This is a genomic window from Streptomyces sp. NPDC090045 (genome assembly GCF_044747975.1).
In the GTDB taxonomy this organism is placed as follows: domain Bacteria; phylum Actinomycetota; class Actinomycetes; order Streptomycetales; family Streptomycetaceae; genus Streptomyces.
Window position 1 is genome coordinate 760,441 of the sequence record NZ_JBIVFA010000001.1, and the last position, 16,702, is coordinate 777,142.

Consider the following 16,702-nt stretch of genomic DNA (forward strand, 5'->3'; position numbering starts at 1 on the left):
GTGCTGCCGATGATCAAGGGCCCGGAACGAGCGCGGCCAAGCGCCCGACCAGTTCCCCGAACGGTCCGTCGGCCGGCTCGTCGGCCAGGATCCGTACGAGGATCCCCGCCATCTCCGCGTCGTACGCCGCGCTCACCGCGGCCAGCGCGGCGAAGTCGTGCACCAGCTGCAGTTCCAGTTCGCCCCGCGGGATCCTGCGCCCGTCCAGCCAGATCAGCGCCGTGGACTCGGCGAGCGAGACCCAGGAGCGCACCACGAGCTCCAGCCGGGCCGGCACCTCGGCGAGCCCGATCCCCAGGTGCGTGAGGATCTGCTCGTACGCCGCCTGCCGGACCTCGTCGATCATCGCGTTGGCCCGGCTGCTGCCGGCCGCCGGACCGCCCCGCATCAGCGCCGAGAAACCCGGCCCGTGGTCGTCGACGAAGGCGAAGAACCGCCCCATCACCCGCAGCAGCCGCGCCCCGAGAGGCCCCTCCCGGGGCTCCACGAACCGCTGCGCCAGCTCGTCGGCCGCCCGCCGCAGCGCCGCCTCGTACAGGCTCAGCTTGCCGGGAAAGTAGTGGTAGACGAGCGGCCGGGATATCCCCGCGGCCGCCGCGATCTCGTCGATCGACACATCGTCGGGAGAGCGGTGGCTGAACAGCTCCAGGGCCACCCCGATCAGCTGTTGCCGCCGCTCCTCGACACCCATCCTGCGTCGCACCCCGGTTGTCATGCGGACACCCTACTGGGGAGCGTTCACAGGTCCAGGACGAGGCGGTCCCCCTTCGCGCGCGAGACGCACAGCAGCATCGACTCCGCCCGTTCCCGGTCCGTGAGCAGCTCGTCGCGGTGGTCCACCGCGCCCGACAGGACCCGGTGTTGGCAGGTCCCGCAGAAACCCTGCTCGCAGGAGTACGGGGTGGCGGGCAGCTCCCGGCGCACCGCGGCCAGGGTGGTCTCGTCCGCCGCGACCTCGACGACCCGTCCCGAGCGGCGGAGTTCGACGGTGAAGGACTGCGCCGGGCCGGGCGCCGCCGCCGGCGCGAAGCGTTCCAGGTGGACCGCCGCCGGGTCCGGGGCCGCCGCCGTGACGGCCAGCATCAGGGGCTCGGGTCCGCAGCAGTAGACGCGCGTGCCCGGTCCCGCCGCGGCCAGCGGTGCCAGGTCGGGCCGGCCCGCCTCGTCCTCCGGGACGACCGTGACCCGGTCTCCGTAGGCCGCGAGTTCCGCCAGGAAGGGCATCGAGGCGCGCGAGCGGCCCCCGTACAGGAGGGTCCAGTCGGCGCCCGCCGCCGTGGCGGCCCGGAGCATCGGCAGGATCGGGGTGATGCCGATGCCGCCCGCGACGAAGACGTACGAGGCCGCCGGGACCAGCTCGAAGCGGTTGCGCGGCGGGCGCAGCTCCAGCTCGGCGCCCTCGACCAGCTGCTCGTGCGCCTCGCGGGAGCCGCCGCGGCCGTCCTCGACCCGCCGGATGGCGATCGTGTACCTGCCGCCGTCCGCCGGGTCGCCGCACAGGGAGTACTGGCGGACCAGACCCGAGGGCAGGGTGACGTCCACGTGCGCGCCCGGGGTCCACGCCGGGAGGTCCGGGGATTCCAGGGCCAGTTGCAGCACGCCCTCGGCCGGCTCCGTACGGGAGACGATCAGGGCGCGCAGCGCGCGGCGCGGGGAGTGGCCCGAGACCGGTGTCTCCAGGGCGGGCAGGGGCCAGAGCGGGGACGTCCCGATGCGGCGGTTCAGGGCGCGCCGGGTCAACCAGGCCGCGCCGGCCACCGCCGTGACGGCGAGGGCGCGCCTCATGGCCGCACACCGCCGTTCGCGCCGGGGGAGGTGGCGAGGTAGGCCACCGCCTGGGCCGTCGAGCCCTCCTGGGAGGGGTGGTACGTGCGGGAGAGGTACTTCGGTATGGACTTCAGCATGGCGCCGGTGGACGGCAGGACCCCCTGCTGCCCGGCCCGGAAGAACTGTCCGAAGGAGGCCTTGGAGGCGAGCGGCTGCGGGTCGTTCTCCATGAAGAAGCGCACGCCGCGCTGCCACAGGAAGACCAGGGCCGTGAAGGCGGTGGCCCAGGTCCGGGCCCGGCGGCGGTAGTTGCCGTCCACGTGCATGAAGAGGTCGAAGGCCACCGAGCGGTGCTCGACCTCCTCCGCCCCGTGCCAGCGCAGCAGGTCGAGCATGGTGGGGTCGGCGCCCCGCCGGTCGAGGGCGTCGGCGTTCAGGATCCAGTCGCCGAGGAACGCCGTGTAGTGCTCGATCGCCGCGATCATCGCGACCCGCTCCATCAGCCACCAGTGCCGGGCCCGGCCCGGCGGGAGGGTCCGGTCCCCGAGCAGCTTCTCGAACAGCCAGTCCACCTGCGCGGTGTACGGGGTGGGGTCCAGCCCGAGCCGCTTCAGGTGCGGGAGCACGTCGTCGTGCGCGGCGGCGTGCATGGCCTCCTGGCCGATGAAGCCGACCACGTCCGCGCGCAGCCGCTCGTCCTTGATGTGGGGGAGGACCTGCTTGTAGACGTGCACGAACCAGCGCTCGCCCGCGGGGAGCAGCAGGTGCAGCACATTGATCATGTGGCCGGCGAAGGGTTCGCCGGGCAGCCAGTGGAGCGGGGTGTCCTCCCAGCCGAAGGACACGTTCCGGGGCCTCAGGTCCACGTGTTCCGACGCCACGGGGGCGGGCACGGGCGGCGTATTAGACATGGTGTCAATGTACTGATGGGTACTGGGGGTGAGAAGCCCCCTGCGCCGACTTCTCGCAGGGGGCCGCCGTACGCCGTCGTCGCCGCCTTGTGCGGCCTTGTCAGCCTTGTGCCGCCGTACGCCGCTGCCGCGCGGCTAGCGCGCGGTGTTGCCGCTCGCGAGCGCCCACTCGCGGTTCAGGGAGCCCAGCGGGATCTTGCGCTCGAAGGCGGGGGTGCCGAACAGGGACAGCTGGAGGTGGAGGTTGCCGCTCAGGTCGAATCCGCCGTACACCGCCCAGGCGCCCGTGAGGGAGGTCTTGCCGTCGCTGGACGCGGTCGCCTTGGCGTCGGCCTCGCCGCGCAGGTAGGGGGCGAAGTCGGCGGTGACGCCGACCGCGCCGTAGAGGCCGACCGACGCCTCGGCGCCGAGCGCGCCCTTGACGCGGCCGGTGGCGGTGACGGTCGCCTGGACCGGCGTGCTCTGGACGTTCGACGTGCTGACCGGAGTCCAGCCCTTGCCGAAGGCGTAGCTGCCGCCGACCTTGAAGTCGCCCTTGACGTCCTGCTGGACGTCGAGGGTCACGCGGCCGTCGGCCTCCACCTGGATGTAGCAGGTCAGGTCGAGGTTGACGACGACCGGAACCGGGCCCACCTGGATGACCGGGGAGCTGTGCAGCTTGGCGAAGGGGATCCGCTTGGGGGCTCCGGTGCTCGCGGCGGCGCGGCCCTGCAGCTTCCACTGCGAGGACCAGTCGCCGCTCATCCCGAGGAAGGCGCCGCGCGGGCCGGCGCCGCCGCCCTGGGTGCCGTCGTACTGGAACTCGACCTGCGGGGCGAGCTGGACGAAGCCGGAGACGGAGGCGCCGGCCGAGGCGGGCGCGTCCGGGGCGGTGTCGACGGAGGCGTTCACGTCGAGCCGGAGGTTCCCGAGCGGCAGCTTGGCGCCCTCGGGGCCGAACTTCAGGCCGTCGCCCTTGGCCCAGGAGAAGGTGACGCCCTTCATCAGGGGCTCGACGGTCACCGATGCCGGGTCGACGGGGACCTTGCCGTCGGCCTTGTCGTCGCCCAGGACGGAGTTCAGCGTCGTGGCGGCGGTCTTCACCTCGGTGCCGCGGTCGGTCTTGCCGACGACCTCGGTGACCTTGGCGAGCAGGCCGTTGGGGGCGCCCGGTGCCGGGGCGCTGGCGATGACGTCGCCCGCCGCCACGGGCTTGGCGGCCTCGGGGGACTTGCCCGGCGCCTTGTCCGGTGACTTGCCCGGTGACTTGCCCGGTGACGGTGCGCCGGCGGGCCCCTCGGGGGCCGTGGATATGACGGCCCGTCCGCTCTTGGCGTCGTAGGAGGCGACCTTCAGCGAGGACTTCTCGGTCCTGCCCTTGCCGTCGCCCCGGGACACGGCCGCGGGTGTGGGGGAGCCCTGCGGCGCCGCGGCCACGTCGAGCTGCTGGGACGTGCCGTCGGCCGACGGGGTGAGGGGGGCGGGGGCGGCCGGTTCGGCGGCGCCGGTGTGGGATGTCGAGGAGCAGCCGGTGGCGGCGAGCGCGAGGGCGGTCAGGCCGGGGAGCAGGAGGCGTCGGGCGAGCATGCGCACGTGGTTGACCTTCAGGCGGGTGAGGGGTGTGGGGGATTACCGATCGGTAACCGGAATCCGATCATGCCATGTGCACGCTACGACCGTCATGTCCGGATCCCGCCAACTCCTCGACCGGGCTTGGTCGTTGAATCTTCACCCGCCTCTGCGGACCGGCCCGGTCTCCACTCCCTGCGCGGCGTCCACGCCCTGCGCGGTGCCCCGCCTAGTGCAGCGTTCCCGCCTTCGTCCCGTCCGTCAGCCTGCCCGACAGGTCGACCTGCGCGCCGGCCGGAGCCTTGACCGCCAGCCGGTTGCCGTTCGCCGCCCCGTTCACCCCGCCGCCCGACACCGACAGCGAGGCGAACTGCGCACTGCCCGCCGCCAGGACGTACCACTGGCCGGCCCGCGACTTCCACAGCACGCCCGCCAGTACCCGCGGCTCCCGCGGCCCGCACGCCGCGGACCCCTCGGACTTGGCCGCCTGCGCCGCCGTCGCCGAGCCCGGGGCCAGGAACTGCGCCTGCACCCGGTCCGCCGCGCCCTGCCAGGTCTCGGCCCGGGTGCAGAGCCAGGTCGCCGTGCCGTCGCCCTCCGGCAGCGGCTGCTTCGCGTACGTCCAGGCGTTGACCGTGTGGACCCCGTGCGAGCGGACCGAGGGCAGCAGGCAGGCGATCTTCGACCAGTCGCCCAGTTCCGCGGCCTCCGTCACGTCCTGCTCGGCGCCCGGTGAGCCCGACGTCAGCCGGGCCGGGGTCAGTTCGCCGAGGTCGGTGATCAGCCGGGTGGTGCCGTCGCCGGTCAGGGACAGGGCGTTCCAGCTCGTACAGCTGCCCGCCGGGGCCGGGCCCGCGACCGGCGGGGTCACCCCGTCCGGAGCCGGCTTCAGGGCCGCCGCCGGGCCGCCGGGCTTGAGCAGGTCCCGCAGGGAGGCGCCGGTGACCCAGGGCGCGGTGAGGTAGCGGACGTTGCCGTCGACCCGGCTGAGTACCAGCGCGGTCGCCGTGTCGGCCGAGGCCCCGTCGGTCCGGGCGAAGTCGAGGGCCGCGCCGGCGGTCCCGGTGCGCGGTTCGGCGTAGCGGACCACCCGCAGGCCGTCGTGGAACAGGACCACGACGGCCTGGTCGACGGCGCCCGCGAACAGCAGCTGCGCCGGTCCCATCGGCGGCCCGGCGGGTGACCCCGGGGTGGCCGAGACGACCACGGAGGAGCCGGGCCGGGCCCAGACCGCCAGCGCCCGGCGCAGCAGGGCGGTGTCGTCGGTGCGGTCCCCGCGGGCGGGCCAGGTGGAGAAGTCCGTACGGGAGGACGTGCGCCAGAGCGTGGGCGCGGCCCGGACCAGCTTCCCGGGATCCAGGGCCTGCTCGGCCGCGGCGTTGCGGGAGTAGAGCGGGGCGGTGGCCCCGTCCGAGCCCCAGCCCCCGCCGGGCAGGGCGAGCAGCGCCCCGCACACGGCGAGGGCGGCCGCGGCGGCCAGTGCGGCCCGGCCGAGCCGGCGCCGCCGCAGCAGGTCGGTGGGCCGGGCCTGCAGCACGCACGGGTCGAACTCGGGGGAGGCGAACAGGGCGTCGTTCGCCGGATCCCCGGACTCCCGGGCGGCGGCGGCCGGATCCGGCACCCCCGCCTCGTCGAGCACCCGGAGCACCTCCGGCTCGGGCAGCCGCTCCAGGGCCCGCAGCACGCAGGCGGCCCGGCCGGGCCCGTCGAGGGTGGCCAGCCACTGGTCGAGGGCGAGCTCCTCGGCCCCGCCCGAGCGGGGGAACAGCCGCAGCCCCCACACCTGGGGGAGCAGTGGCGGGAGCTGCGCGCGCCGGGGCAGCGCCCGGAAGGTCAGCGGAATCCCCGCCTCCAGGGCGGCGCGCAGCACGCGCAGCCGGACGTAGGCGTAGCCGGAGTCGTCCGTCCCGGCCCGCTGGCCCGGAACCCCGCCCTGCACGGCCGCCGCGGCCGCCGCCGAGTCCCGCCGCCCGCGCGGCAGCGCCCGCTGGACCAGCGAGTGGGCGGTGAGCACCCGCCGGTTGCGGCCGAGGGCGGGCGGCAGCACCAGATAGGCGAGCCGCACCAGCCGCGGGTAGTGCTCGACGATGGCGGCTTCGGCCTGCTCGACGTCCGGCGGCACGGGAGACACGGGAGGCAGGGGGCGGGTGGCGGTATCCGGCGCAGTCACGTTCAGCAGAACGAGCGAATCGTCGGATGGTCACCCGTCCGGAGGGCCTCCCCTCCCCGCGGCTGGCGGGGTGCCGGGGTCAGGCCACCAGGCGGGCGCGCAGGGCGTCGACGGTCTCGTCGGGGACGCCGAGTCCCTCGCGGACGTACTTCTCCATGGAGCCGTAGCGCGTCGCCACCTCGTCCAGCGCGGCCTCCAGGTAGGAGGGGAAGACGCCGATCAGGGCGAGCGCGATGTCCGGGTCGCCGCCGGCCGCGGTGAAACCCTCGATCATCGGGGCGAAGGCCTGCTTGACCGCAGGGTTGACGGAGAGGTATTCGGCCATCAGGGTCTCGTCGTCCGCGCCGAGCAGCGCCAGGATGACCGTCGCGCCCCAGCCGGTGCGGTCCTTGCCGGCCGTGCAGTGGAAGAGCAGCGGGCCCGCGGTGGGGTCGGCGGCCTCGGTGAGCAGCATCCGGTACGCGGCCTGCGCGGAGCCGGAGTTCACGAAGGACCGGTAGGTCTCGGCGAACAGGGCCTGGGCCTTGCCCCCGCCCAGGTGCTCCTCGGCCACCGCCGGGTCGGACAGCAGGTCCTTGAGCTGCGACGCGGCGGGCTTCTTGCCGGCCTCGCTCAGCTTGTCCGCGAGCACGTCGCCGATCAGCAGCCGGGCCCCGCCGGGTATCCGGTCGGGGTGGTCGGCGCGCTCGGCGTCGGTCCGGAAGTCGATGACGGTCCGCACGCCCAGGGCGGCCACCACCGGATCGGCGTCGAGGTCGAGCCGGTCGAGCTGGCCGGAGCGCAGCACCAGGCCGGGGCGGACGGTGCGGCCGCCGGGGAGCGGGGTGCCACCGAGGTCGCGGAGGTTGGCGACGGTGGTGGAGGGAGTGGCGGTCATCGTGGCGGCTCCAGCGGTACGGTCATGCAACGATTCAGGCAATTTTCTGATGTTTCGTCCCGGAAAGACAATCGAAGGCCAGCGAGACCCCGATGCCGATCCCGAGCGCCGCCAGGTGTCCGGCGTCGGTGAAGGTCCGCCCGCGCTTCAGCACGGGCGCCGCGGCGAGCGCGAGCAGGCCGGCCCGGGCGGCCGTGCGGACCGCCCCCCGCGGCAGGGCCGAGGTCAGTGCGCCGAGCACGGCGTTGAAGCCGTAGCTCGTCCCCACGTCCAGGGCCCCCCGGGTTCCCGGATCGGTCGTCCTGCGCAGGGCGCCGTACACGAGGAGGGTCGCCGTGGCGTGCCCGAACAGGAACACCGCGGCCGTCCACCAGGCGCCGTACGCGTACTCGGCGTACCCGAGGACCGCGACGAGTAGCAGGGCGTAGGGCAGGGGCATCGGCTCCTCGACGACGACGGCGCTGCTCAGCAGCGTCTCCCAGCGCCCGGCGGCGAGGTTGTCGACGTTCGTCGAGCAGGTGCGGAGCAGGTGCTCCCGCTCCGCCGCGCCCATCCGCTCCAGGGCGTACGCCCCGAGCTGGACTCCGCCGGCGTACACCGCTCCCAGGGGAATTGGATTCACGCTGCCATGATCGGATACCGCCCTCTGGCGGACACCACCGGGCCCCGTGCGAACATGTCCCGGCCATGTCTGAAAAAACCGCGCCCCTGCGCGCCATGCGGGCCGCGATATTCGCGGCGGTGTGCGTGGCTTTGGGTGCGGTGGGGCATTCGTACATGTCCGGCACGGATATTCCCCTGATCGGCCTTCTGAGTGCTTTCGCCGTGACCGGCGGGGTCGCCTGGCTCGCCGCCGGGCGGCGGCGCGGGCCCGTGGGGATCACCACGGCCGTGCTCGCCGTCCAGGGCGTGCTGCACCTCGTCTTCTCGGGGGGCCGGGCCGCGGGACACGCCGCCGTCGCCCCCGCGGCGGAGGGGCACCACCACATGCGCGCCGCCGAGGCGGGCGACGCGGCGGCCGCCGGCGGCCCCGGCCTGGCGGGCACGGCCGACATGGCGGGCATGGCCGGGACGGCCGGGGCGGCGGACGCGGCCCGGATGACGGACACCGCCGGCATGGGAGTGATGGCCGACATGGCCGACCTGGCCGGGATGATCGCCCACGGCGGCCTCGGGATGATCGCCGCGCACCTGCTCGCCGGACTGCTCTGCGCCGCCTGGCTGGCGCGCGGCGAGGCCGCCGTCTTCCGGCTGGCCCGGGTCCTGGGCGCCGCCGCACTGCACGCGGCCCGGCCGCTCGCCCGCGCACTCGCCCTGGTGCGGGCGCGGGTGGCCGCCGTACCGGCCCCACCCGCCTTCCCCACGCCCTGCGAGCGGCCGCGCCGCCTGCGCGGAGCCGTGCACGCCCATGCCGTGGTGCGCCGCGGGCCGCCCGGATCCGGCCCGTTCCCCCGCTTCACGGCCCCCGGCCGTCCTGCTCGCGCCTGACCGGCGCCCCCTCGGCGAGAGGGGTGGCGAGACCTGGGGCCGATGTCCCCATGCCTTCGCCGACACCGAGGAACCACCATGTCTCTTGACGAGGTTCAGGACGTCCGGACCCCGGACACCGACCCATCCGACATATCCAAGAGCCGCGGCGGCTGGGCCGCCCTGCGGCCGCTGCTCCTGCGCATGCACTTCTACGCGGGCCTGCTCATCGCCCCGCTGCTCTTCCTCGCCTCCGCCACCGGGCTGCTCTACGCGGCCTCCTGGCAGGCCGAGAAGATCGCCTACTCCGACGAGCTGACCGTCGCCCGCGTCGGCGAGAGCGTCCTGCCGCTCAGCGCCCAGGTCGAGGCGGCCAAGGGCGCCGCACCCGAGGGCTCGGTCGTGTCCGTGTGGCCGGCCCCCGACGCCGAGGCCACCACCCGGGTGATCATGGAGAGCGAGGGGCTCCCGGAGGGCGAGACCCTCACGGTGTTCGTCGATCCGTATACGGCCGAGGTGCGCGGGCAGATCGAAACCGTCGGTGACGCGCTGCCGCTGCGCGCCTGGCTGAGCGAGTTCCACTCCAACCTCCAGCTCGGGGAGTTCGGCCGGAACTACAGCGAACTCGCCGCGAGCTGGATGTGGGTGGTCGCGCTCGGCGGGCTCGCCCTGTGGATCGGCCGCCGCCGCAAGCGGAAGTCCCAGCTCGTCCTCCCGGACCGCAAGGCCACCGGCCGCCGCCGCACCCTGTCCTGGCACGGGGTCGTCGGCCTGTGGTCCGTCGCCGGGCTCGTCGTCCTCTCCGCCACCGGCCTGACCTGGTCGAAGTACGCCGGCGAGAACATCGGGGAGCTCCAGGACAGCCTCGGCGGGGCCACGCCGGCCGTCTCCGCCAAGCTGAACCCGGGGGCGGAGTCCGGCGCCGACGAACACGCGGGCCACACCATGCCCGAGGGCACGCAGATGCCCGCCCCCGTGCCCACGGCCGACGTCGGCATCGACCGGGCCGTGGACGCCGCCCGGGACGCCGGAGTCACCGAGGCGATCCGCGTGACCCTGCCCGCCAAGGGCAAGGGGTACGTGATCAAGGAGGCGGACAAGCAGGTGCCGGTGCACTTCGACGCGGTCGCGGTCGACCCCGCCGACGGCCGGGTCATGGACGAACTGCGCTTCGCCGACTACCCCCTGCTGGCCAAGATGACCCGCTTCGGCATCGACCTGCACATGGGCCAGACCTTCGGTCTCGCCAACCAGATCGCGCTGGCCGCGCTCGCCGTCGCCGTGATGTTCCTCGTCTTCTGGGGCTACCGCATGTGGTGGCTGCGCCGGCCGACGAAGGACCGCAAGCTGTCCGTGGGCCGGGCGCAGCCGCGCGGCGCCTGGCGGAAGCTGCCGGCGACCACGCTGCTGCCGCTGGCCGCGGTGACGGCCGTGGTCGGCTGGTTCATCCCGCTGCTCGGCATCAGCCTGGCCGTCTTCCTCGTGGTCGACGTCCTGCTGGGCTTCGTCGCGGGCCGGCGCGCCAAGGCCGCGGCCCGGGCCGCCTCGGCCGCCTGAGCCGTCCCGGCCGCCTGACCGGCTGACGCACGCGGGCCCGTACTCCCTCCCGGAGTACGGGCCCGCCGCGTACGGTCGACCGGCCGGTCAGGGCGCGTACTTGTAGCCCACCCGGCGCACCGTCTGGATCGCAGCGCGGTGGGAGGCGCCCAGCTTGCGGCGCAGGCGGGCGATGTGGACGTCCACGGTCCGGCCGTCGCCGACGTGGCCGTAGCCCCAGACCGTGGTGACCAGCTGGTCCCGGCTGTGCACCCGGTGCGGGTGCTGCACCAGATGGGCCAGCAGCTCGAACTCCAGGTACGTCAGGTCGAGCACCCGGCCGTCGACCTCGGCGGTGCGCTGCGCCGGGTCGATGCGGACCAGGGCGTCGCCCGTCACGGCCGTCGCGGCCGGGGCGGGGGACGGGGCGGGAGCGAGCGGGGCGGCCACGGTGTGCGGGGCGAACCCGATCGGCGGCTGCTGGTCGGCCGGTACGAGCACGAGGTAGCCGACCATCGGCGGCTGCCCCGGGAGCGCCGGGAGGGTGTGCTGCGGCGCGGGCAGCCAGGTGGCCCCGGGCGGGAGCAGGTCCACGACCCGGGCCACCTCGTCCCGGTCCACGGATCGCAGCCGGTGGCGCGGATGGGGCGGATGGGTCAGGGAGGCGGTCGCAGCGGAGGCGGAGGTGAGGGTACGGGTGTTCGCCATGAGTGGTCAGCTCTTTCACGCGGAGAGGTCGGCAGGGAGACGTACGTACGTCATCGATGTCGCACCGCGCAGACCGAAGGCCTGGGGGAAGGTCGGAAGGAGATCCCGGAGGCTTTAGAGGGCCGGCGCGTTCTTCGCGCGGCAACACTCCCGGTCGTAGTCGTGATCCTGACGGGAGGGCCAGAACGGCTCGAGGTCGCTGCGACCTGACGAGGTGTGCGAATGGCTGGCCATGGCCCCATTCAAGCAGATGTCCTCCCTCCCGGGCAGGCCACGTCTCATATCATGGATCGGAATCTCATATTCCACACCAAGCGCCCACCAAACCAGGACAATCCATCAACCCCCCAGCCGCTTCCGCCAGTCCAGCCCGACCACCCGTATCGCATCGTGGGCAGAACCGTCCCACGCCCATGTGAGCCCCTCGGCCTCCAGCGCCGCGACGACCTCCCGCCCGACCGAGGCCGTGAGCGCCTCATCGGGCTCGAACCCCCCGTACAGCAGGAACAGGTCGTGGCCCGCCACCGCCCCCTCGGTGCACTGGGAGTGGAAGAACACGAACCCGCGTGCGTCCTCGGCGCCGTCCGCCCAGATCTCCGCGAGCCCGCAGCCGCGGCAGCAGGTGAAGTTCTCCCGCGCCGTGATGCCCGCCCCCTCCAGCGCGGTGAACGCGCGGGTGATGCGCTCCGGATCGGTCTCGCCCACCCAGCCGGCCTGCTCCGCCACCCGCTCCCGCCAGAGCCGGTCCACCAGCAGCTCCGCCTGGGCGGGGGAGACCGGCCGGACGTCGCCGTCGACGAGGTACTCCTCGGCGGACTCGGCGAGCAGGTCCCGCCCGTCGTAGCCGCAGCGCAGCCAGCCGCGCACCGCCTCCGCCAGCTCCCGCTCCACCTCGGGCGCGAGCGGCGCCACCTCCCCGCCGGACGCGGGCCGCTCGTGGGGCCCGCCGCGTTCCGTCTGCATGCTGATCGCCGTCATGCGCACACCGTGGCACGCGGCACTGACAACGCCCGCCGGGCCTGTGGGGGCTCGGCGGGCGTTGGGGTGGGATCGGGGGACCGGGTGGTCAGACCAGGTTGTCCTTCTCCAGGCCGGTGCAGCAGGTGTCCGTGATGAGGCGGGTCACGACGTACGGGTCCACGTTCGCGTTCGGGCGGCGGTCCTCGATGTAGCCCTTGCCGTCCTTCTCCACCTGCCACGGGATGCGCACCGAGGCACCGCGGTCCGAGACGCCGTAGCTGAACTCGTTCCAGGGGGCGGTCTCGTGCAGGCCCGTCAGGCGCTCGTCGATGCCGGCGCCGTAGTTCTTCACGTGGTCGAGCGGCTTGCTGCCCTCGCCCAGGGCCTCGCACGCGGAGATGATCGCGCGGTAGTCCTCGCGCATCGCCTTCGTGGAGAAGTTGGTGTGCGCACCCGCGCCGTTCCAGTCGCCCTTGACCGGCTTCGGGTTCAGCGTCGCGGAGACGTTGAAGTCCTCGGCGGTGCGGTAGAGCAGCCAGCGCGCGATCCACAGCTGGTCGGAGACCTCCAGCGGGCCGACGGGGCCGACCTGGAACTCCCACTGGCCGGGCATGACCTCGGCGTTGATGCCGGAGATGCTCAGGCCCGCCGCGAGGCAGTGGTCCAGGTGCTTCTCGACGATGTCGCGGCCGAAGATCTCGTCCGAGCCGACGCCGCAGTAGTAGCCGCCCTGGGCCGCCGGGAAGCCGTTGACCGGGAAGCCGAGCGGGCGGGTGCCGTCGAAGAACGTGTACTCCTGCTCGATGCCGAAGATCGGCTCCTGAGCGGCGAACTTCTCGGCGATCGGACGCAGCAGCGCGCGGGTGTTCGACTCGTGCGGGGTCATGTCGATGTTCAGGACCTCGCACAGCACGAGGACGTTGTCCCCGCCGCGGATCGGGTCCGGGCAGGAGAAGACCGGGTTGAGCACGCGGTCGGAGGCGTGGCCCTCGGCCTGGTTGGTGCTCGATCCGTCGAAGCCCCAGATCGGCAGCGCGTCGCCGTCCGCCAGGATCTTCGTCTTGGAGCGAAGCTTCGCCGTCGGCTCGGTGCCGTCGATCCAGATGTACTCAGCCTTGTAGCTCACGGGCCCCATCCTCAGACTCTGCGGGTGCTGCTGGTCGCTGCTTCATCGCTGCGGTGATGACCGCAGCGTGCCCGCCCGCGATTTCTCTTCCGTTGCCCGCGTGTGAACCCCGTGTTACCGAGGTTTACGCCGCAGGTCGGGTGGGTTGTGCGGGGCGCGAGCGGGTTGGTGGCGGAGCGCCCGTCCGGGTGGGGCAGACTGAACGCGTGAGCATTTCGTCTGATTTGAACCCCACCGGAGACCCCCGACCGCGGGTCGGGCTGCTGGGCACGGGCCCCTGGGCCCACCGCACCCATGCGCCCGCCCTCGCCGCGCACCCCGGCTCCGACTTCGTCGGAGTGTGGGGCCGCCGGCCCGAAGCCGCGGCCGAACTGGCCCGCGCGTACGACGTGAAGGTGTACGAAGACCCCGACGAGCTGTTCGCCGAGTGTGACGCCGTGGCCTTCGCCCTGCCGCCCGACGTCCAGGCCCCGCTCGCCGTGCGCGCGGCCGCCGCCGGCTGCCACCTGCTGCTCGACAAGCCCGTCGCGACGACGGTCGAGGAGGCCAGGGCCGTCGCCGACGCCGCCACCCGCCACGGCGTCGCCTCCGTCGTCTTCCTCACCCTGCGCTTCGCCGAGCCCACCGCCGGCTGGGTCGCGGAACAGGCCGGGCGCTCCGGCTGGTTCACCGCGGCCGCGCACTGGCTCGGCGCCGTCTTCCCGCCCGACGGCACGCCCAGCGCGTACGCCGACTCGCCCTGGCGCAAGGCCAAGGGCGGGCTGTGGGACGTCGGCCCGCACGCCCTCTCCGTGCTGATCCCGGTCCTCGGCGACGTCACCGGGGTCAGCGCCACCCGCGGCCCCTCCGACGTGGTCCAGCTGGCCCTGCGGCACGCCTCCGGCGCGGCCAGCACCGCCGTCCTCAGCCTGGGCGCGCCGCGCGCCGCCGCCGGCGTGGGCCTGGAACTGCGCGGCACCGAGGGCGTGTACGAGCTGCCCGGCTGGAGCGACGTGCCGGGCGCCTACGGCCGCGCCCTGGACGCGCTGCTCACCGCGGCCCGCACGGGCGTGCCCGATCCGCGCGGAGCGGAGTTCGGGGCCCGGCTGACGGAGATCCTCGCGGAGGCGGAGGCGCAGCTCCCCGGGTGGCGCGGAGGCCGCGCTACTTGATGACCGCGTTCGCCACGATGATGGCCAGGCCGATGGTGGCGTCGGCCAAGCCGATCAGCAGGGCGGAGGTCATCCCGTAGCCCACGCGGAGCGCCACGACCGAACCCCACGCGAACAGCAGCGCGGTGTTCAGGCCGAGGCCGACGGCGGTCACCCCGTACGAGTCCCAGTCGGCGATCCCCGAGGCGACCAGCAGCAGGACCGTGGGGAGGGTGGCCGCGATCATCGGCCACTCGTGCCACAGCGCCAGGACCAGCAGCCGCCACCGGTGCGAGGCGGAGTCCTGCTGGTGGGAGGCCATGTGGTGCGCGTAGCCGTGCGCGAGCGCAGCCGTGGCCGCCGTGACGAGCACCCAGCTGGCGTCGTAGTACGGGGTGAAGTCCCCGCCCTTCTGGTCCAGCGCGGCCAGCAGCCCGCTGGCCAGGACCGTCCCGTACACCCCGCCGAACATCCAGTCGGCCCCCCGCCGCCGCGGCGCGACCGGAGGTACGCCGGGGCTGGTCTGCGGCTGCTGCTGCTCGCTCACGACGGTTCCTTTGGTGTGCTTCGTCCCTCTTTGGTACGGATGCCACCCTACGAGGTGCGAGGTGGGGGCGAGATGAAGGCCGTCGCGCCAGCCCCCGCGAAGACGGTGTGGGTGGCCGTCAGGAAGCGGCGTACGGTGGCCCGTTCGGCCGGGTCGAAGTCGTCGAGCACCTGGAGCACCCCGTCGATCAGGGGGCCGAAGAACTCCCGGCCCAGGCGGATCGCCGCCGGCTCCACGCGCAGCAGGATCCGCCGCCGGTCGTGCTCGTCGCGGATCCGGGCCACGTGGCCGAGCCGTTCCAGCCGGTCGATCACGGAGGTGGTGCCCGCCGAATTGAGCCCGAGCCGGGCGCCGAGCAGGCCGGCCGTGGCCGGTTCGCCCGCGCGGGCCGCGTCGAGCAGGCAGATCAGGGCCCGCACGTCGGTGGCGTGCATGCCGTTGCGGGCGGCGAACTCCGCCTGGCGCAGGCCGAACTCGACGGTCACCGCCCGCAGGAGGTGCACCAGCTGCAGGTTGTCGGGTGCCTGGTTGTCAGCTGCCTGGTTGTCGTCCACATCGCCTCCGTCTAGGATCTCTCGCTGAGCGAGATTATCGCCCAGCGAGACATCGGAGCCCGTCATGTCCCGGACCTCCTCCTTCCGCGCCGCCTACGACGAGGTGCTCGGCCAGTGGCCCGGGCCCGTCGAGACCGCCGACCTGCCCACCCCGTACGGGGTCACCCGCGTCAACAGCTGCGGCCCGGCCGGCGCCCCGCCGCTCGTGCTGCTGCCCGGCGGCGGGTCCACCTCCACCGTGTGGGGTGCCTGCGCCGCCGCCGGGGCGGCCCGCACGCACCGGATGCACGCCGTGGACTTGATGGGCGACCCCGGGCTCAGCGTCCCGGCGCCGGGGCGGGCGCTCCGGTCCGTCGCGGACCTGGTCGGCTGGCTCGACGCGGTCCTCGACGCGCTCGGCCCGGACGGCCCGACCGGCCAGCGCGGGCCGGTCGCGCTCGGCGGGCACTCGTACGGGGCGTGGATCGCCGCCCACTACGCCGCCGCGCGCCCGGCCCGGCTCGGCCGCCTCGTGCTGCTCGACCCGACCCAGGTCTTCGCCGGGCTCCGCCCCGGGTACGTGCTGCGCGCGCTGCCCGTACTGGTGCGGCCCACCCCGGAGCGGATCCGCTCCTTCCTCGGCTGGGAGACCCGCGGCGCCGCCCTCGACCCGGCCTGGCTGCGGCTGCAGGACGAGACCGCCCGCTTCCCCTCCGTACGCCCGGTCACCGGGCCGCGCCCGGACCTGGGCGCGCTCGGGCAACGGCCGGGCGCGCGGGTCGACGTCCTGTTCGCGGAGCACGCCCGCTGCCACGACGCCGGCCGCGCGGCCCGGGCCGCCCGCGAGGCGCTGCCGGGCGCGCGCGTCGAGGTCCTGCCGGGCCTCGCGCACCACGCACTGCCGCTGACGGCGGCCGGGGAGCTCGCCCGCCGGCTCGCGGCCTAGTCCGCGCCGCCGGGCCGGCGCGGACTAGGCCTTGCGGGAGAGGGCCTCGCGGACGGCGTCCTCGGAGCGGGCTACCACGGCCGTGCCGTCCTCGGCGGTGATGATCGGGCGCTGGATCAGCTTCGGGTGCGCGGCCAGGTGGGCGATCCACTGCCCGCGCGCCGCGTCGGTCTCCTCGCGCGGCAGCTCCCGTACGCCGGTCTCCTTGGCCAGCGGGTCCGACGTGCGCGTGATGTCCCACGGCTCTAGCCCGAGCCGGCCGAGCACCTCGCGGATCTCGTCCTCGGAGGGCACGTCCTCCAGGTACCGGCGCACCGTGTAGTCGGCGCCCTCGGCGTCCAGCAGGGTCAGTGCGCTGCGGCACTTGGAACAGGCGGGATTGATCCAGATCTCCATGCCGTCAACCCTACCCAGGGCCTGTCTGGCCAGGGGCTTTTGTCAGTGGTCCCCGGTAAAATCGAGGGAGAACGACAGGA

The 16,702-nt window shown here is 74.1% G+C and carries 17 protein-coding genes; 4 read left to right on the forward strand and 13 right to left on the reverse strand.

All coding sequences use genetic code 11. The features are described from left to right. Nucleotides 1–13 precede the first annotated feature (13 nt). The 7 genes from ACIPYQ_RS03470 to ACIPYQ_RS03500 form a co-directional block, all read right to left on the reverse strand. A complete protein-coding gene (locus ACIPYQ_RS03470; protein WP_401245691.1) occupies nt 14–715 on the reverse strand; it encodes a TetR/AcrR family transcriptional regulator in 702 nt (233 codons plus the stop codon). A 23-nt stretch (nt 716–738) separates the two neighbouring features. Further along, nucleotides 739–1,785, reverse strand: coding sequence for a PDR/VanB family oxidoreductase (locus tag ACIPYQ_RS03475; protein WP_401245693.1), 1,047 nt, complete (start codon nt 1,783–1,785; stop codon nt 739–741). After that, on the reverse strand, nt 1,782–2,678 hold the full coding sequence (locus ACIPYQ_RS03480; protein WP_401245695.1) for a metal-dependent hydrolase: 897 nt from the start codon (nt 2,676–2,678) through the stop codon (nt 1,782–1,784). The genes ACIPYQ_RS03475 and ACIPYQ_RS03480 overlap by 4 nt, the downstream gene beginning before the upstream one ends. A 135-nt stretch (nt 2,679–2,813) precedes the next feature. Continuing rightward, a complete protein-coding gene (locus ACIPYQ_RS03485; RefSeq protein ID WP_401245697.1) occupies nt 2,814–4,250 on the reverse strand; it encodes a hypothetical protein in 1,437 nt (478 codons plus the stop codon). A gap of 205 nt (nt 4,251–4,455) precedes the next feature. Beyond that, a complete protein-coding gene (locus ACIPYQ_RS03490) occupies nt 4,456–6,396 on the reverse strand; it encodes a hypothetical protein (RefSeq protein ID WP_401245699.1) in 1,941 nt (646 codons plus the stop codon). A 79-nt stretch (nt 6,397–6,475) separates the two neighbouring features. After that, a complete protein-coding gene (locus ACIPYQ_RS03495; protein WP_361763788.1) occupies nt 6,476–7,273 on the reverse strand; it encodes a tyrosine-protein phosphatase in 798 nt (265 codons plus the stop codon). A gap of 34 nt (nt 7,274–7,307) precedes the next feature. Then, nucleotides 7,308–7,895 carry a rhomboid-like protein gene (locus ACIPYQ_RS03500; RefSeq protein WP_401245702.1) on the reverse strand — a complete coding sequence of 196 codons (588 nt, stop codon included), beginning with the start codon at nt 7,893–7,895 and terminating at the stop codon, nt 7,308–7,310. A gap of 65 nt (nt 7,896–7,960) precedes the next feature. Between ACIPYQ_RS03500 and ACIPYQ_RS03505 the strand changes: the two genes are divergently transcribed. Together ACIPYQ_RS03505 and ACIPYQ_RS03510 are read left to right on the forward strand one after the other, a co-directional pair. Further along, entirely contained in the window at nt 7,961–8,761 is an 801-nt protein-coding gene (locus tag ACIPYQ_RS03505; RefSeq protein ID WP_401245704.1) for a hypothetical protein, read from the forward strand. Nucleotides 8,762–8,839: 78 nt separating this feature from the next. Continuing rightward, on the forward strand, nt 8,840–10,297 hold the full coding sequence (locus ACIPYQ_RS03510; protein WP_401245706.1) for a PepSY-associated TM helix domain-containing protein: 1,458 nt from the start codon (nt 8,840–8,842) through the stop codon (nt 10,295–10,297). Nucleotides 10,298–10,384: 87 nt separating this feature from the next. Here the strand turns inward: ACIPYQ_RS03510 and ACIPYQ_RS03515 are convergent, their stop codons facing one another. The 3 genes from ACIPYQ_RS03515 to glnII all read right to left on the reverse strand — a co-directional run bounded on the left by ACIPYQ_RS03515 (nt 10,385) and on the right by glnII (nt 13,070). Further along, complete coding sequence (locus tag ACIPYQ_RS03515) at nt 10,385–10,984, reverse strand: winged helix-turn-helix domain-containing protein (RefSeq protein WP_401245708.1); 600 nt, start codon at nt 10,982–10,984, stop codon at nt 10,385–10,387. 339 nt (nt 10,985–11,323) lie between these two features. Continuing rightward, nucleotides 11,324–11,962 (reverse strand): DUF6891 domain-containing protein, encoded by a 639-nt coding sequence (locus ACIPYQ_RS03520; protein WP_401245710.1) that lies wholly within the window; start codon nt 11,960–11,962, stop codon nt 11,324–11,326. A gap of 88 nt (nt 11,963–12,050) precedes the next feature. Continuing rightward, on the reverse strand, nt 12,051–13,070 hold the full coding sequence (gene glnII / locus ACIPYQ_RS03525) for a glutamine synthetase (protein ID WP_361763803.1): 1,020 nt from the start codon (nt 13,068–13,070) through the stop codon (nt 12,051–12,053). 212 nt (nt 13,071–13,282) lie between these two features. On the opposite strand from glnII, the gene ACIPYQ_RS03530 reads away from it, so the two are divergent. Then, nucleotides 13,283–14,221, forward strand: coding sequence for a Gfo/Idh/MocA family protein (locus ACIPYQ_RS03530; RefSeq protein ID WP_401246108.1), 939 nt, complete (start codon nt 13,283–13,285; stop codon nt 14,219–14,221). On the opposite strand, the gene ACIPYQ_RS03535 is transcribed toward ACIPYQ_RS03530, so the two are convergent. Both ACIPYQ_RS03535 and ACIPYQ_RS03540 read right to left on the reverse strand, forming a co-directional pair. Further along, nucleotides 14,214–14,747, reverse strand: coding sequence for a hypothetical protein (locus ACIPYQ_RS03535; RefSeq protein WP_401245713.1), 534 nt, complete (start codon nt 14,745–14,747; stop codon nt 14,214–14,216). The two genes, ACIPYQ_RS03530 and ACIPYQ_RS03535, sit on opposite strands and share 8 nt — an antisense overlap. Before the next feature lie 47 nt (nt 14,748–14,794). Next, the gene (locus ACIPYQ_RS03540; protein ID WP_401245715.1) at nt 14,795–15,301 is read right to left on the reverse strand and encodes a MarR family winged helix-turn-helix transcriptional regulator; all 507 of its coding nucleotides are present in this window, start codon (nt 15,299–15,301) and stop codon (nt 14,795–14,797) included. A 64-nt stretch (nt 15,302–15,365) separates the two neighbouring features. Here ACIPYQ_RS03540 and ACIPYQ_RS03545 point away from each other — a divergent pair, with 64 nt between their 5' ends. After that, nucleotides 15,366–16,226: an alpha/beta fold hydrolase gene (locus tag ACIPYQ_RS03545; RefSeq protein WP_401245717.1), complete on the forward strand. Its 861-nt coding sequence runs from the start codon at nt 15,366–15,368 to the stop codon at nt 16,224–16,226. Between the two features lie 24 nt (nt 16,227–16,250). Here ACIPYQ_RS03545 and ACIPYQ_RS03550 read toward each other — a convergent pair whose 3' ends face one another. Beyond that, on the reverse strand, nt 16,251–16,622 hold the full coding sequence (locus ACIPYQ_RS03550; RefSeq protein ID WP_361763815.1) for an ArsC/Spx/MgsR family protein: 372 nt from the start codon (nt 16,620–16,622) through the stop codon (nt 16,251–16,253). Nucleotides 16,623–16,702: the final 80 nt, after the last annotated feature.